This is a genomic window from Ohtaekwangia sp. (assembly GCF_036568665.1).
Classification (GTDB): domain Bacteria; phylum Bacteroidota; class Bacteroidia; order Cytophagales; family Cyclobacteriaceae; genus Ohtaekwangia.
The window spans coordinates 1-16,821 of record NZ_DATCSD010000187.1; the positions used below are offsets into that span (position 1 = coordinate 1).

Annotated in this window: 12 protein-coding genes; 6 read left to right on the forward strand and 6 right to left on the reverse strand. The window is 44.0% G+C overall.

What is annotated here, in order from left to right:
* Both gmd and fcl read right to left on the reverse strand, forming a co-directional pair.
* A partial coding sequence (gene gmd / locus VIN08_RS10595; protein ID WP_331964302.1) for a GDP-mannose 4,6-dehydratase occupies nt 1-788 on the reverse strand: 788 nt, incomplete at its 3' end.
* A 99-nt stretch (nt 789-887) separates the two neighbouring features.
* On the reverse strand, nt 888-1,835 hold the full coding sequence (gene fcl, locus VIN08_RS10600; RefSeq protein WP_331964305.1) for a GDP-L-fucose synthase: 948 nt from the start codon (nt 1,833-1,835) through the stop codon (nt 888-890).
* A 68-nt stretch (nt 1,836-1,903) separates the two neighbouring features.
* On the opposite strand from fcl, the gene trpS reads away from it, so the two are divergent.
* Nucleotides 1,904-2,872 (forward strand): tryptophan--tRNA ligase, encoded by a 969-nt coding sequence (gene trpS / locus VIN08_RS10605; RefSeq protein WP_331964308.1) that lies wholly within the window; start codon nt 1,904-1,906, stop codon nt 2,870-2,872.
* Nucleotides 2,873-2,953: 81 nt separating this feature from the next.
* Here the strand turns inward: trpS and VIN08_RS10610 are convergent, their stop codons facing one another.
* The gene (locus VIN08_RS10610; protein ID WP_331964311.1) at nt 2,954-3,313 is read right to left on the reverse strand and encodes a hypothetical protein; all 360 of its coding nucleotides are present in this window, start codon (nt 3,311-3,313) and stop codon (nt 2,954-2,956) included.
* Between the two features lie 256 nt (nt 3,314-3,569).
* Here VIN08_RS10610 and hppD point away from each other — a divergent pair, with 256 nt between their 5' ends.
* A complete protein-coding gene (hppD, locus tag VIN08_RS10615; RefSeq protein WP_331964313.1) occupies nt 3,570-4,664 on the forward strand; it encodes a 4-hydroxyphenylpyruvate dioxygenase in 1,095 nt (364 codons plus the stop codon).
* 153 nt (nt 4,665-4,817) lie between these two features.
* Here hppD and VIN08_RS10620 read toward each other — a convergent pair whose 3' ends face one another.
* A complete protein-coding gene (locus VIN08_RS10620) occupies nt 4,818-5,915 on the reverse strand; it encodes a rod shape-determining protein (RefSeq protein ID WP_331964315.1) in 1,098 nt (365 codons plus the stop codon).
* Between the two features lie 41 nt (nt 5,916-5,956).
* On the opposite strand from VIN08_RS10620, the gene VIN08_RS10625 reads away from it, so the two are divergent.
* The gene (locus VIN08_RS10625; protein WP_331964317.1) at nt 5,957-7,363 is read left to right on the forward strand and encodes a Gfo/Idh/MocA family oxidoreductase; all 1,407 of its coding nucleotides are present in this window, start codon (nt 5,957-5,959) and stop codon (nt 7,361-7,363) included.
* A gap of 244 nt (nt 7,364-7,607) precedes the next feature.
* Here the strand turns inward: VIN08_RS10625 and VIN08_RS10630 are convergent, their stop codons facing one another.
* Nucleotides 7,608-10,076 carry an ABC transporter permease gene (locus VIN08_RS10630; protein WP_331964320.1) on the reverse strand — a complete coding sequence of 823 codons (2,469 nt, stop codon included), beginning with the start codon at nt 10,074-10,076 and terminating at the stop codon, nt 7,608-7,610.
* A 384-nt stretch (nt 10,077-10,460) separates the two neighbouring features.
* Between VIN08_RS10630 and VIN08_RS10635 the strand changes: the two genes are divergently transcribed.
* Entirely contained in the window at nt 10,461-12,251 is a 1,791-nt protein-coding gene (locus VIN08_RS10635; RefSeq protein ID WP_331964323.1) for a DUF885 domain-containing protein, read from the forward strand.
* A gap of 61 nt (nt 12,252-12,312) precedes the next feature.
* Here the strand turns inward: VIN08_RS10635 and VIN08_RS10640 are convergent, their stop codons facing one another.
* Entirely contained in the window at nt 12,313-15,006 is a 2,694-nt protein-coding gene (locus VIN08_RS10640) for a tetratricopeptide repeat protein (protein WP_331964326.1), read from the reverse strand.
* A 115-nt stretch (nt 15,007-15,121) separates the two neighbouring features.
* Between VIN08_RS10640 and VIN08_RS10645 the strand changes: the two genes are divergently transcribed.
* Both VIN08_RS10645 and VIN08_RS10650 read left to right on the forward strand, forming a co-directional pair.
* Nucleotides 15,122-15,874, forward strand: a complete 753-nt coding sequence (locus tag VIN08_RS10645) for a hypothetical protein (RefSeq protein ID WP_331964328.1) — start codon at nt 15,122-15,124, stop codon at nt 15,872-15,874.
* Between the two features lie 81 nt (nt 15,875-15,955).
* Nucleotides 15,956-16,774: a prohibitin family protein gene (locus VIN08_RS10650; protein WP_331964330.1), complete on the forward strand. Its 819-nt coding sequence runs from the start codon at nt 15,956-15,958 to the stop codon at nt 16,772-16,774.
* The last annotated feature ends 47 nt before the right edge of the window (nt 16,775-16,821 follow it).

Here is a 16,821-nt window from a genome sequence, read left to right on the forward strand (position 1 = left end):
ACCAAGAAATCGCGAACAGACGTTGTGGCTCCCGTAGCAATGACATAATCCTGCGCCACAGGTTGTTGCAGAATCAAGTGCATCGCCTCAATATAATCGCGGGCATGTCCCCAGTCGCGCTTCGCTTCCAGGTTACCCATATATAGTTTCTGCTGAAGACCTAACATGATACGAGCCACTCCTCTCGTAATCTTGCGCGACACAAAAGTTTCTCCGCGTAATGGTGACTCGTGATTAAAGAGTATACCATTACAAGCATACATATTATAGGCCTCACGATAATTTACCGTGATCCAATAGCCATATAGCTTGGCAACCGCGTAGGGAGAACGTGGATAAAAAGGCGTGCGCTCACTCTGAGGGGTCTCTTGTACTTTACCATATAGCTCAGAAGTAGAGGCCTGGTATATACGCGTCTTCTGAGAAAGTCCGAGTAAACGTACAGCCTCGAGTATACGCAGCGTACCGATCGCATCGGTATTAGCAACATATTCCGGCATATCGAAACTCACGCGTACGTGACTCATTGCGCCTAAGTTATATATCTCATCCGGTTGAATTTCCTGGATCAGACGAATCAGGTTCGTTGAATCAGTCAGGTCACCAAAGTGAAGCTTCATGCGAGCACCCTTGTCGTGAGGATCCTGGTATATATGATCGATGCGATCGGTATTAAAAAGAGACGAACGTCTTTTCAAACCATGCACTTCATATCCTTTTTCAAGTAAATACTCTGCGAGATAAGCTCCATCCTGACCAGTGATACCGGTAATAAATGCCTTTTTCATTAACTGATTTAATAATTGTTTTTATACCTGACCCGCTTCGCGCAACATTCGTTGCAATGCACATTCAAATTCGCGCAAACGGAAATTCAATTTTTAAAATTATACTGCTTTACTGTATGCGTTCTGCTTCGACAAAAACTCCTGATAGGTTTTCTCAATGCCTTCGCGTAATGATGTTTTATGCCGGAAGCCTAACTGATGTAACTTCGAACTGTCCATCAATTTACGGGGAGTTCCATCCGGCTTGGTTGAATCGAACACAATCTTTCCGGTATAGCCTGTTACCTCACCAATAAGTTTTGCCAATTGAAGTATAGAAACCTCTTCACCTGTACCTACATTTATGAGGTCTGGCTTTTCATAGTGTGTCATCAGAAAATAACACGCTTCCGCGAGGTCGTCTGAGAACATAAACTCGCGCAGTGGCTTACCGGAACCCCAGATTGTTACTTCAGGTTTTCCTTCCACTTTTGCTTCATGAAAACGTCTCAGCAACGCAGGAAGTACGTGCGAATTTTGTGGATGATAGTTATCGCCATAGCCATACATATTGGTTGGCATCGCAGAAATGAAATGCGCTCCGTACTGTTTGTGATACGCCTGGCATAATTTGATACCGGCTATCTTGGCAATGGCATAAGCTTCGTTGGTTGATTCGAGCGAGCCGGTAAGAAGGCTCTCTTCGCGTATAGGTTGTTCTGCAAATTTCGGATAGATGCACGAGGAACCGAGGAACAGAAGCTTCTTCACACCGTATTGATAGGCAGCATGGATCACATTGTTCTGAATCATCAGGTTATCGTAAAGAAACTCAACCGGGTAAGTATCATTGGCTAGGATACCTCCTACTTTGGCTGCCGCCAGAAAAACATATTCCGGGCGCTCGCGCTCAAAAAAATCATTCACCTGATCAGGTCTGCGCAGATCGAGTTCCTTACTGGAAGCCGCCACAATATTGGTATGGCCGTTTGTTTCGAGGCAACGTACTATGGCCGACCCCACCATACCCCGATGACCGGCTACATAAACTTTGGATGATTTTATCATAATCAGTTTTCCGACCCAAATTTAAAACTAATTCAGTTCTGCATTATTTTATTTTCTTTGCAACCATTATGGCAAGAATCTTAACAGGTATACAAAGCAGCGGGCGGCCTCATTTGGGCAATTTATTAGGAGCAATCATTCCGGCAATTGAGCTCTCAAAAAAGCCAGGCAATGAGTCGTTCTTCTTCATCGCTGATCTTCACTCTCTTACAACCATTAAAGATGCAGCAACCCGCACCAACAACGTGCGCGCTGTAGCCGCAGCATGGCTTGCTTTCGGGTTTGATATTGAAAAGAATTACCTGTACCGCCAATCGAGGATTCCGGAAGTATGTGAGTTAACGTGGTATCTCAACTGCTTCACGCCCTTTCCAATGTTGGCGAATGCGCACTCTTTTAAAGATAAGTCTGAAAAACTGTCGGATGTAAATGCAGGATTATTCACCTATCCTGTGTTGATGACTGCTGACATTATTTTATATGATGCCCAGTTCGTTCCTGTTGGAAAAGACCAACGACAGCATGTAGAGATGGCGCGCGATATTGCTACAGCCTTCAATAATTTCTACGGAGAAACCTTTGTTATCCCCGAAGTAAAGATCGAGGAACAAGTGATGACTATTCCGGGAACCAATGGTCAAAAGATGAGTAAGTCGTATGGTAACATCGTTGATATATTTCTTCCTGAAAAGGAATTACTGAAACAGATCAAATCGATCGTAAGCGACAGTACACCTTTGGAAGCTCCCAAGAATCCGGATACGGATATAACGTTCAAAATATATAGTCTTCTGGCAAGCAATGAGCAGCAGGAAGCATTGCGAAATAAATACCTTGCCGGTAACTATGGCTATGGCCATGCAAAACAAGAACTGTTTGAACTGATCATCCAAAAGTTCAGCAAAGAGCGCGAAGCCTTTAACTTCTATATGAACAACCTCGATGAACTCGAAAAGAAACTCGAACAAGGCGAAGCCAAAGCCCGCGTAATAGCCCACGAAGTATTACACCGCGTAAGGGCGAAGCTGGGATTTTAACGTGTTGAGGTGTTAAAGTGTTGATGTGTTGAAGTCATAACAGACTTACTTCAACACATCAATACATGAGCACATCAACACTTATTTCGCAGTCCACACCACTTCCTTCTTGTCTTTGCCGATGGTGAGTGTCAGGCGAGTTGGATTTGTTTCGAGGATGAGTTTGGTATCTTTTCCGGCATACTTATCGATCTCAACAGGTATACCTTTTCCGAGGTACGCGATCGGCATCAGCACATCATTATCAGGGCATAGTTCGTCATGCACATCCTGTAAAGCATCTTCCAGGTATTCGCCATACTCCGACTGAAAATCATCTTCCAGATCGTGTAACTGCTCTTCCAGATCGTCATACTTGGGGTTGTTGTAATCAATCTTCTCCAGCTCAGTTCTTTTATTAACGATTTCCTGGAGCGCTTTGTCGAGTGCCTGAATATCCATGTTTTGAATTTTCCCCAAAGATTAAAGAAATCATTGAATTTGAAAATAGTTAGCAGGCCAGTAAGAAGAGACAAGCTAAAATTTCCCCTATATTATTTTGCCAACTCCGGGATATATTCGGGATGCAACCAATAAAAATTTATCAAATCCCGTTTTGCCGAATCTCCTTTGTATCACTTCCATCCTCTTGCGGCATGCTGTAACTTTCACACATGAAGTTTAAGGTTTCATCGTTAATATTATAATACAGTAAGTCATGAATACAGATTTTTTGCCGATCAACGGTACCGACCACATTGAGTTTTATGTTGGTAACGCCAAGCAGTCGTCTCTATATTATCAGCATTGCCTGGGATTTGAACTGGTAGCATATGCCGGCCCTGAAACCGGTGTGCGCGATCGTGCCTCGTATGTGTTGCAACAAAACAAGATCCGGTTTGTGCTCACTACTTCTTTGCAACCCAACTCTCCTATAGCTGCGCATGTGCAAAAGCATGGCGATGGTGTAAAGGTACTTGCACTTTGGGTAGATGATGCACGCAAATCGTTTTATGAAACTACCACGCGCGGAGCTGTAGCGGTACAGGAACCCACGGTATTGAAAGATGAAATGGGCGAAGCGGTAGTAGCCTCTATCAAAACTTATGGCGATACGATCCATACTTTTGTAGAAAGAAAAAATTATAAAGGTGCTTTTCTGCCAGGCTATAAATCGCGCAAAAGTTCATTGGCGGCTTCTCCTATTGGTCTGAAATATATAGATCACTGTGTAGGAAATGTTGAGTTAGGAAAAATGAATGAATGGGTAGAGTTCTACGAACGTGTCATGGGCTTCAGCCTGCTGGTAACTTTTGACGATAGTGATATCTCTACGGAATATAGCGCACTGATGTCGAAAGTGGTATCTAACGGGAATGGCTATATCAAATTTCCGATCAACGAGCCGGCCGAAGGAAAAAAGAAATCACAGATCGAAGAATACCTCGACTTCTATTATGGCCCGGGTGTACAGCATATTGCTATCGCTACAGATGATATAGTTGAAACCGTAAGCCAGCTTCGTAACCGAGGTGTAGAATTTCTATACGTGCCCGATACATATTATGAAGATGTACTCGATCGTGTAGGCACTATCAACGAAGACATGAAGGAGCTGAAAAAACACAACATCCTGATCGATCGCGATGAAGAGGGTTACCTGTTGCAGATCTTTACCAAGCCGGTACAAGATCGTCCTACATTATTCTTCGAGATCATTGAACGCAACGGAGCAAAATCATTTGGTAAGGGAAACTTCAAAGCACTCTTTGAATCCATAGAACGCGAGCAGGCGCTGAGAGGGAATCTTTGAGAGAAAGTTCCATGCTCAAAGTTTAAGGTTCCTTGTTTAAGTTTAAAGTTCAAGATTTAAAGTTTAAAAGCAGAAAGCTTAAAGTGGAAAGCAAGAATTACAACTCTAATACTTTCCGCTTTAAGCTTTCAACTTTATGCTTTAAGCTGTTGCTTACTCTACCAGTACGCTCCTGTATTTCTTCGGATCTTGTAAAGCTTTCGCTGCGCCTTTGCTTACAGAGTGCAGGGCTTCGTCATCTATATGTACCGGTAATTTTATGCGTTCTTCAAAACGCTCACGCAAGCCGCGCAGGTATGCGTTACCCCCCGTAATGTGAATACCATTCATATATATATCTGCTGCGAGTTCCGGTGGGCACGTCTCGAGCGTTTGTATTACGGCATGCTCAATAGCATTGATCGACTTCTCCAGAATCTCGGCCACTTCAACGTGATCCACTTTACGGGTTACAGGTATACCTTCCAACAAATCTTTACCGCGCACCATCATCGGTATAGGAGCTTCTTTGAGATTGCGCATCACCGCTCCTACCTGTATCTTCACCTGCTCGGCCGTTTTCAAACCAATGGCCATGTTATAGCTTCTGCGGAAGTGATCCTGTATTGCTTCATCAAATGAATCGCCTGCTACTTTTATAGATTGAAAGGCCGCTATACCGGAGAGTGATATAATTACAATCTCGGTAATGCCTCCTCCAATGTCGATGATCATTTTACCATTCGGCTCTTGTATGTTCAATCCCATTCCCATGGCAGCTGCAAGCGGTTCAAACATCAGATAGGTATGCCGCGCATTGAACTGCCCCATGGCATCGCGCAGTGCTCTTCGCTCCACTTCTGTTGTGGAGAAAGGAATACCCGAAATGATATACTCGTATCCACCAAGGAATGAACGTTCCTTATTCACTTGTCTCACCATCTCATGGATCATGCGACTGGCTGAATCATAGTCAGCAATCACTCCACCCTTCAGCGGCTTTACAGGCTTCAGTTCATCGTGGTTCTTCTCAAACATGCTATAGGCTTTCTCACCTACAGCCTTTACTCTATTGCTGTCTACATCAAATACAATATACGATGGTTGCGATACCAGAAGACTATTCTTATCACGCACCAGTGTGTTGTTGTTGCCCAGGTCAATTGCCAGGCTTCTGTTTCTGAAAAAGTTGAAGTTCATCATCACAAAAAAATTATTCCGCTCGTAATCACTATTCCCCAGAAATCCTCCACGGCTTTGGAGAGCGATCAAATATCGTAACTTCCACAAGTCTAACCAATCAGAAGTACCTTATGTCGAATGAATCAACAAAATCACGCAGAAGCTTTCTCAAGAAGGCGATCGGTACAGCGATCATCACCGGAACAGCTCCATCACTGTTAGCGAAATCATCCGGTAAAATTATTGAACTCAAACAACGCGAAACTCCTGCCCGAAGTTATGCGGCCAATGACCAGGTGAACGTGGCCGTGATCGGCATGGGCATTATGGGCTTTAACAATGCCGAAACAACGGTACAGATACCGGGCGTTAAACTGGTAGGAGCTTGCGACCTGTATACAGGCAGGCTGGAGCGCGCCAAAGAGCTATACGGCAAAGATCTTTTTACAACAAAGAATTATAAAGAGATACTCGATCGCAAAGATATAGATGCTGTGATCGTAGCAACAACCGATCACTGGCACGATCGCATTACCATTGATGCACTAAACAAAGGCAAGCATGTTTATTGCGAAAAACCCATGGTGCATAAACTGGAAGAAGGCGCAGAAGTAATTGCCACGCAAAAGAAAACTGGTAAAGTAGTGCAGATCGGAAGTCAACGCGTGAGCTCTATTGTTACAGCGAAAGCACAGGAACTGTTTGAATCGAAAGTGATAGGCGACCTTGTTATAGTTGAAGCCTTCATGGATCGTCATAGCTCAAATGGTGCCTGGCAATACGCAATCCCTACCGATGCAAAAGCAGGAACAGTAGACTGGGATAATTTTCTGGGCGATGCTCCGAAAGTTGCGTATGATCCCGTTCGCTTTTTCCGCTGGAGAAATTATCAGGACTATGGAACCGGTATAGCGGGCGATCTCTTTGTTCATCTCTTCTCAGCACTGCATACCATCACAAGTTCAAAAGGTCCTACACGAATATACTCTTCAGGCGGACTCCGCTATTGGAAAGATGGACGTGATGTTCCGGATGTTGTAACGGGTATATATGATTATCCAGAAACCAAACAACACTCCGCTTTCAACTTGCAGACGCGTGTAAACTTTGTTGATGGTAGTCAGAGCGGTGAACATATCCGATTGATCGGCACCGATGGTGTATTAACCTTAGGCTGGGGTGGTGTAAAAGTAGAGCGCCATAAAATCTCCAACATTCCAACGTACGGTGGCTGGGATTCATTCGAAACATTTACGGAAGCACAACAGAATGAGTATAAAAAATGGTATCAGGCAAATTACCCGCAGGTAAAGCCAGCAATGATCGAGTCTGACCTGGAGTACAAAGCACCGGAGCGCTATGACGCCAATATAGATCACCACCAGAATTTCTATGCAGGCATTCGCGAAGGTAAAGCGATAAAAGAAGATGCACTGTTTGGCATGCGCGCTGCCGGTCCGGCACTTGCGAGTAACAAGAGTTACTTTGAGAAGAAGATCATTACGTGGGATCCGGAGACTGCTGTGCTGGCGAAGTAGTCTATCCGTTACTCGTTAGTGGATAACTTTTATTCGTGCTTGAAAAACGAATAGCATAAAAGATGCAGAAATCTCATTGAGTCAATTGTGCAGTAAGGTGTTTCCATCTTACTGCACATTGAATCGAATGACAATTGAATATCGAACAAGGAATATCGATTAACGAATGTTGAAGTACAAGTACACACTTCTATCGATAGCCTTGAGTTATAACTCGAAGCCGGCGGCTCGCAGCTGTTGAAACCTATTCGCTCCGCAAGGACTTCACCGGGTTTGCGCGTGCTGCTTTAATGGTTTGAAAGCTTACGGTAAGCATGGCCATAGTAAGCACAAAACATCCTGCTATAATAAATACTTCGGCCTGTATACTTACGTGGTATGAGAAACTTTCTATCCATTCATTCATCACGAAATATACCAGTGGTACCGCCAAAACGGTTGCGAGCAGAATGAGCCTGATATATTCTTTTGACAGGTGAACGAAAATTCCGATTTCGCTCGAGCCCAGTACTTTTCGTATGCCGATCTCCTTGGTGCGTTGCATAGTAGTATAGGCTGCAAGTCCTAACAATCCAAGGCAACCAATAGCAAGCGCCAACGCAGCAAAGGTTGTGAACAGTATACCGAACTGGCGCTCATTTTTATACTGTGCATTAAAATAATCATCGAGGAAAAAGTATTCGAATGGATTACCCGGGAAAGCCTTGATATAGGCTTTCTCAATCTGTGCAATTGTCTCTGTAATATTTTTGGAATGAATACGCAGTGAATAATACTCTCCGTTTTCTGTATCGCAGTAAAAGACTGTAGGTTGCAGTGGATTCTTTAGCGATACCTGGTGGTAATCATTCACAACCCCTACAATGATCGGATCATACCAATCCGGAATGGACAGCGTTTGTCCTATAGCATCTTCAGGATCTTTAAACCCTAACTGTTTTACCAGCGAGGCTGTGATCACGACAGAGGTATCTACATCCTGTACATGCTCTTGTGAAAAAACTCTGCCGGCCAGCAGATTCATTTTATAGACATCTGCAAACTCATAGTCCATGCTGTTGGTGAGAACTGAGATAAATTGGTCGTCAGAGGTGCCATAACGCTTCACGTCTATTTTATACTGACGCTGTTTGCCTGGTATAGTAAATGACATGCTGAACGATTCTACTGCGGCACTGCTTTTTAATTCATTTCGGAATGCTTCTACGGATGCATTGAATCCTGGCAATCGCGGTCCTATCCCCGGGCGTTCTACTACCAGCACCTGGTCTATATTTACCCCTATATTTTGATTCAGCATGTGGTTCAGCTGACTATATACAATGAGCGTTCCGGCAATCAGTGATACTGAAGCTACGAATTGAACTACCACCAGTGACTTCCGCAGCAGTACACCCCGGGAGCTGTTTTTCATTCTCCCTTTAACAATCAGCAACGGACTGAAAGATGACAGTATCATAGCCGGGTAAAAACCTGCGAGTATCGTGCCTCCCATCCAAAGTATAAATAGCAAAACCACAAACCAGGGTTGTAGTAAATAATTCACATCAAGCGGTAATCCGGAAATGGAGTTGAATACAGGGAGTACAGCACTTACAAGCGCAAGCGACAGGATAATGCCGCCAAGATTGATGAGTGCAGCTTCCGTCAGAAATTGTTTTACGAGTTGTACTTTCAGTGCACCCATGATTTTACGAACACCTACTTCGCGTGCGCGCTCCATAGCTTGTGCGGTAGCCAGATTTACATAGTTGATTAAAGATATACCCAGTACGAATAAACCGATTAATCCTATGAAATATAGGATGCGTCCATCGCTGTTCAGTTCGGCTTCGTCTGCCAGTTGAGACGTAAGGTGTATATCATGCAGCGGTTGTACTGTGAATACATTTCGCTGTTCACTTTGCACAATGTTCGGATTATACTTTTTCTCCAGTGAGTTAAGGCGTTTGGTGAAGTCGTTCACATCTGTACCCGGACGAAGCCTCACATAGGTATACATATCGTTGCGTGTCCAGCTCAGGTCAAAGCGAGGTATTCCACCATAAGCATAATACCTTGGATCACCCTGTCGCGCGAATAGTGTTTTATAAGAGAAGAGTATATCAAATTTCAGATGCGTGTTATCAGGTGTCTCATCCACTACTCCGGTTACGTGCACAAGTTCATCGTTGCTATCGTCATCGTGCATATGTAATTCTTTGCCGATCGGGTTCTCGTCACCGAAATATAGCTTTGCATACTCCCGGGTGATTACCGCCTGGTTAGGCGCTGCCAGTGCCGTGGCAATATCACCAGTGCTCAAACTATAGCCCATTACTGACAGAAATGAAGAATCAGCATAGAGAAATCTTTTTTGCTTGAAGGCAACGGGGCCGTGCGAACCATATTCGTTTGTGATGATTACATTATTCTTATAGCCTAAGTTATAGGCGCGGGCAACATCTTCTACTTCGGGGAGATCAGCCAGTGCGTGTGCAAGGGCCGGGTAATTTTCAGCACTCGCCTGCAAGCGTTCTTCGTTCCGGTATACTTCCAATGCAATTCGATAGGTAGAAGACACTGACGGATTGAAATCTTCATAACTGCTTTCGAATTTTATATATAGGGCAATAAGCAGGAAAACACTCATGCCGAGAGCAAGTCCGAATACATTGAGAAAGGAGAAGAAACGATTTTTTTTGAACGTACGAACAAAAGTCTTGAGGAACATAGGCTTGGTTTTTCACATCTCTATTGCAAGCTTAATGCCCGGAGTAAAGTATTGCAAGTCAACGGGGTAGCTATACTATGCTGGCCGGATGCGGACGAAAACGTTCGGCAGCGAAAAAAAGCTGCTGGCTCAGCGGCCGGAAGCCAGCAGCTTTTTTGAATATCGAACAAACCATTAACGGATAACGGAATTGAATATCGAACAAGGAACATCGATCAGCGAATGATGAAGTATAAAGACACGCTGGGAATCTCACATTCACGCCTCCAACAGCCAGTGGCCTGAAACCAGCAGCCACTTTTACATCTTACAAGAAGTCCCACCCCTTTTTATTCTCCCCTATACCTGCGATCTTTCAAGCGGTAAACTAACCACACATATCGCATGAAAAAAATTTCTGTATGGATGATCGTTGCCATGTACTGGATGTTCATGGCCTGTTCTTCGCCACCAAAAAATGAAGCGCAGGTAACTACGCAACCTACGCTCGATAGTCTGTTACAACAATATCATGAAGAGCGACTGAAACTCTTCCCGATTGAAGCAACAATGGCGGGTGATAACCGCTATAATGATTTACTTCCGAATAACATTTCTCAAGCCTTTCGGGATGAGATGAAGCAATTCTATACCCGCTATCGCGATCAACTTACTGCGTTCGACAGATCGAAGTTATCAGCTGATGACCAGATGAGTTATGATATACTCTTGTGGGAATGTGATATAGCGCTGGAAGGATTGAAGTTTAAAGATTACCTCACCCCTATAAATCAGTTCTGGTCTATGCACCTGCTGATCGGGCAACTCGCCAGCGGCAGCAGCCTGCAGCCATTCAAGACTGTAAAAGATTATGACGACTGGCTGAAACGCCTTGATGGTTATGTAGCCTGGACGGATACTGCTATTGTAAATATGAAAAAAGGTATAGCGCAGGGATATATGATTCCCCAAGTGCTTGCTCAAAAAGTTGAACCGCAGCTTGCAGATCTTGATCACGGCCCGGTAAAAGATCATCTATACTATAATCCAGTAAAGTCATTCCCGAACGAATTTTCGGAAGAGGACAGAACACGTCTAACAAAAGCATACGAAGACATCATTGCTACGAAAATTATACCGGTACACAAAAAGCTGAGTAATTTTCTAAAGAAAGAATATATCCCGGCATGCCGCACAACGGCTGGTATATCTGCACTGCCCGAAGGAAAAGAATACTATAATTACCTGATCAAGGTATTCACCACCACCAATAAATCGGCTGATGAGATTTTTGCCCTGGGTAAAAGTGAAGTCGATCGCATCACGCACGAGATGGAAGCTGTAAAAGAACAGGTGGGATTCAAAGGTGATCTGAAAGCTTTCTTTGCTCACCTGCGCACCAAAAAAGAGCTGATGCCTTTTACCAAGCCGGAAGAAGTATTGGCAAACTTCCACAAGATACATGAGCGGATGAAACCGAACCTGGCTCGCTTGTTTAACAAAACTCCAAAGACACCATTTGAAATAAAAAGAACAGAAGCGTTTCGCGAAGCATCGGCCAGTGCAGAGTATAATCCGGGCTCGCAGGATGGAACTCGTCCCGGTGTGTTCTATGTACCTATACCGGATGTAAAAAAGTATAATGTTCTTTCTGACGAAGACTTGTTTCTGCACGAAGCTATACCAGGCCACCATTACCAGATATCGCTGCAGCAGGAGAATACCAGTCTCCCGGCATTCCGCAGAATATTAGGCTATAGCTCGTATGCCGAAGGCTGGGCGCTATATACCGAATCACTTGGTAAAGAATTAGGTTTATATACCGATCCTTATCAATACTTTGGTATGCTGAGCGCGGAGATGCATCGTGCTATTCGCTTAGTAGTGGATGCCGGTATACATACACAAGGCTGGACACGCGAACAGGCTATACAATATTCTATGGAGCACGAAGCTGAAACAGAAGACGGCATCATTTCCGAGATTGAGCGTTACATGGCAATACCAGGCCAGGCATTATCATATAAGATTGGTCAGTTAAAAATCCGCGAACTGCGCACGAAAGCAGAGCAAGAATTAGGCGACAAATTCAATGTTGGACTATTCCACGATCAGGTGCTCGATTCAGGCTGTATGCCGTTGAGCGTGTTGGAAGGAAAGATCAATCACTGGATTGAAGAAATGAAGAAGCCTTAACATAAAATTCAATTCCGGAGTGGGGTATATCTATACTATATAGTTAGCCTGACTCCGGAGTTTATAATTTAAAGCGCGATGCCAGTACACTATCCTGGTAGCTGATGGGCAATCGGATAATAAAGCGGGAGCCTTTGTGTAAACTGGTTTGCAAAGAAATACTGCCGTGCAATTTCTCGATTGCTTTCCGCACTATATATAGCCCGAGTCCGTTTCCTTTACTTCTGTCGCTGCCGCGGAAATACATTTCAAATATACGCTCCTGGTATTCTTTCGGTATACCCTGTCCGTTGTCTTCCAGTATCATTACACATTCATCATTCTCCTGGTATACCTGTAATCTGATATAGGGATCAACCGGTGTGCTGAATGTAATGGCATTCTCCACCATATTCTCGAAGATAATCCGGATCATTGCCGGGTAAGAGACTAACGGCTCAAGGATATTTATCTCACAGAGAGTCTTGATATTTTTTTCAGTGAGTTCTTCCCGAAAGTCCTCGCACACATTCAGAAAGATCTCTTCGATCAATACTTCCTTATATACCAGTTGCTGCGCCCCTACATCACTGATGGATTGTAATTTGATTAACATCTTGTCAAGAGCACGCGCTGTCTCACGCACTTTATCAAACAAGTCCAGTGCTGTTTGGTCTTTGATGGTAACCTTGGCTACTTCAGCAAGTCCCATGAACGTTGTTAGCGGTCTGCGAAAATCGTGAGACGATCGATAGAAGAAAGTATCCAGTTCTTTATACGCTTCGTTCAATTGGGCCGTGCGTTTATTCACCATTTCATCCAGGTCGCGATTGATCTCAACAATCATCTCGTTGGTTTCGCGTAGCTCTTCGGACTGTGCCTGTATCTCTTCTGTTTTTTCAATGAGCTCCTCGTTCAGTTTTACAAGCCGTTGATTGGTATCTGTAAGCTCTTCCGATTGCGCCTGTATTTCTTCTTTCTGCTCGGTAATAGCACGATTCGCTTTTCGTATCTGCATGTTATACTGGTAGGTGATAAAGGCCAACGCAGCAACGAGCACAGTACCTATAATTACAAACAGGATGATCGTGTTCTGAAGGTTGATCTTTGTTTGCTGTATCTTGATTTTGTTATCCTGCAACTGTCGTTGCTGATTCAATACCGTGATCTCCTGATCTTTCTTCTCTACTTGGTAAAGCGCTTCCAGTTCCGCCAGTCGTCCTGCACTGTTCTCGCTGTATATACTATCATTCAATTGGGCATAGTATTTATAGGCTTTCAGTGCCTGGCGCACATCGCCCCTGCCTTCGTAATATTTAGACCAGTACAGATTGTTGTTCATTCGCAAAATCTTCGAATGCAACTCCTCCCCTATGCGTTTTGCACGCAGCAAATAATTGTTCGCATCCGCAAAGCGTCCGAGCTTGGTATACAAACTTCCAATAGTGTTGTATGATATACCGAGGCCATATCTGTTTCCGATTTGCTCATCAATGGCCAGTGCTTCCAACTGGTAACGCAATGCTTCCACGTTATTGTCCAGCGCTTCATATACCAACCCTATATTAAACAGGCAAGCCGATACACCTTCGCGATGCCCGATCTTTTTCCGTATCTCTAATGAACGTTGCAGATTATCCAATGACTTGGTGTATTGCTTCTCCTGCAGGTATATCAATCCCAGTATATTATAGCAATTCGATAATCCATGATCGTCTTTTATCTCCTGCCGCAGCCTGAGCGAACGTGCCAGATATTCGTGCGCCACCCGAAAATTCAACTGGTTCTTATAGATCCACGCGATACTGCTTAATATCCGCGCTGTTTCATGTTTATCACTTAACCGTTCTGCTATACGCAACGCTTCCAGAAAATACTTTTGTGCCAGATCGTTTTGCCCCAACTCTTCGTATACCTGGCCAATGCTATAGTATACTTCCTGTTGCGTGGCCGGAAGATTTTTCTTTTCGAGCATCTTCAGCGCATTGAAAAACAATTCAAGGGCTGCGGTATATTCTCCTGCATCAAACTTCACCTGCCCCTGTCCTATATAGCAGTGCATTTTCAAAAATTCATCATTCAACCTGGTCGCTGTTGCACAAGCCTGCGCTACATATTCGCCTGCTTGTTTATAGTTCGTCATGCTCTTATTTACCTTGGCCAGCGAGAACCATACATCGGCTATATTTCGCTCATCGCGTTGCTCCTGGTATAGGCGCAGCGCCTTCATCAGCGATTCGTATGCCTGTGCATTTTTCCATTGAAGCATATAGAGTCGCGCCTGGCTTTTGTACGTAAGCGCCAGGTAACTTCGTGAATGTATCTGGTGAAGAATGGTAAGTGCCCGCGTATAGAACAGATCGGCTGAATCGTATTGGGCAATGATGCGGTATAGATTGCCCGTCATGCTATAGCTATATCCCAGCAAATCGTCTATCGGCATTTTAAGATCAGAAGCCTGCCGGTAAAGCTTCAGACCTTCTCTATACTCGCCTATATCCTGGTGATAATAACCTTGCAGAATCAGTGCATGACGTTGTCCGCGCAGGTATCCATTCCGTTGCGCGAGCATATAGGCTTGCCGGGCATATGCATATCCCTGTTCTACATCATAGTGATAGTATGCAGAACTGATCCGGCATAAAATATCTGCACGCACCTCGTCTTCTGATGCATGCTTCAATGCCAGCAACAGGCTGTCTACGGTAGCCTGCTGACTAAACGCCTGGAATGTTATGAGTAAAAAACAAACCAGGACTACGGGTAGCCCTCTCATAGGTAGATTAAAAAGCCTTTATAAACACCTTAATTTAGAGAATACCCTGTCAAAAAAGTATTTATTTCGAATAATTCATTTCAAATAGTAACTTTCAAATGCGATCATCTCTGTCATGTTCAAATCGATCATCTTCACCAAGTCCGAACTCATCCGCGAAAAACAGAAAGACTATCGTAACATCGTTGTTATACAAGTGGTCATTATTGTACTTGGACTTACACTTTCCGAGTTTCTGTTGCAGGGAACACAAACAGCAGAGGCAAAACTGGTCACTACAATCTTCTCTGTATTTGCCGTTATACATTCATTTCTGCTATGGGATCTGCTCCGGAATTTTACCAGCAGCCAACTCCTGGTTCGCAGTTGCCTATTTATTTTAATAGCAATAGTTGGTACCGGTATACTCGTAGAATTTCCATACTATACTATTTTACAGGTGCCTGACCGCCAGCTTTACCTGCTCATTATTCATGGCGTGCTGTTTCCTATAGAAGTAATGGTTATCGGTTTTGCTATACGCGATATATTCTCGGGCGAGTTTCTTACACCCGATAAGCTCTGGGGTTCTGCCTGTATATTTCTGATGATCGGTATTTCATTCGGAAGTCTGTACGATCTCATCTGTATAGTAAAACCCGGTAGCCTGGGCGTGGCTTTTGGTATGGGACTCCCCAATTATTCAGAATGTATACGCTATAGCCTGTGTATATTGGGCGGGCTCGATCCCGGACTTCCGGATGCCAGCCGACTCATAAAAAATATAAGTGTTATTGAAGCAGTATGGAGTAACCTGTTCGTAGTGTTGATCATCGGTAAGCTGATGGGACTGCCTCGGCCTCCGAAGGAAGAAGACGGATCTGCATAATGCTATAGATACTTTCAGGCTGCTATACCGTTGTATATAGGTATACCTATATCTGCTGCGATTTTTCCAAAACCTATCTATATGAACAACCGCAGAATTTTACCTCTCATTATCGTGGGCATTGTTGCTCTCATTGTATTGCTAACACTGTCGTCCAGTATCTTTTACAAGATCGGTCCATCCGAACGGGCCGTGATCTTTTATCCATTTGGCAACGGGCTGGATAAAGAACAGATCATTGAACCCGGCACACATCTCAAAGCTCCGTGGAATGATGTGATAATCTATGAAGTAGCCGAGATAACATCGGATGAAAACATGGACATTAATGATAAGAATGGATTACCGATTCATGTAGATGTATCGGTACGGTATTTCCCGATGCCTGACAAGATCGGAGATATTCATGAGAAGTTTACGAAAGACTATGTTAACCGCCTGGTAATTCCCGAGGTGCGATCTGTATCGCGACAGGTGATGGCTAAATTTACCGCGGAAGAGATTTACTCTACCAAACGCGCTGAGGTTGAAACATCTATCAAGAGTGAAACCGAGAAGATATTGAATGCCAACTATGTAAATGCTACGGCTGTGCTGATCCGCTCTATTAAACTTCCGGATCAGATACGTATAGCGATCGAGAATAAACTTCAGCAGGAACAGGAAGCACTTGCCTATCAATACCGGTTGGATAAAGAGAAGAGTGAAGCCGAACGCAAGCGTATAGCAGCCGAAGGTGAAGCCCGCGCCAATAACATTGTTAACAGCAGCTTAACAGACAAGCTGCTAAAGATGCGCGGTATAGAAGCTACACTTGAATTGGCGAAGTCTCCAAACAGTAAAGTAGTAGTAGTTGGTTCCAGCAGAGACGGATTACCGTTGATTCTGGGCAATAATTAAAAAAAGAAATAAAAATTAATGGATTTTTAATGCATTCCTTTCGATTG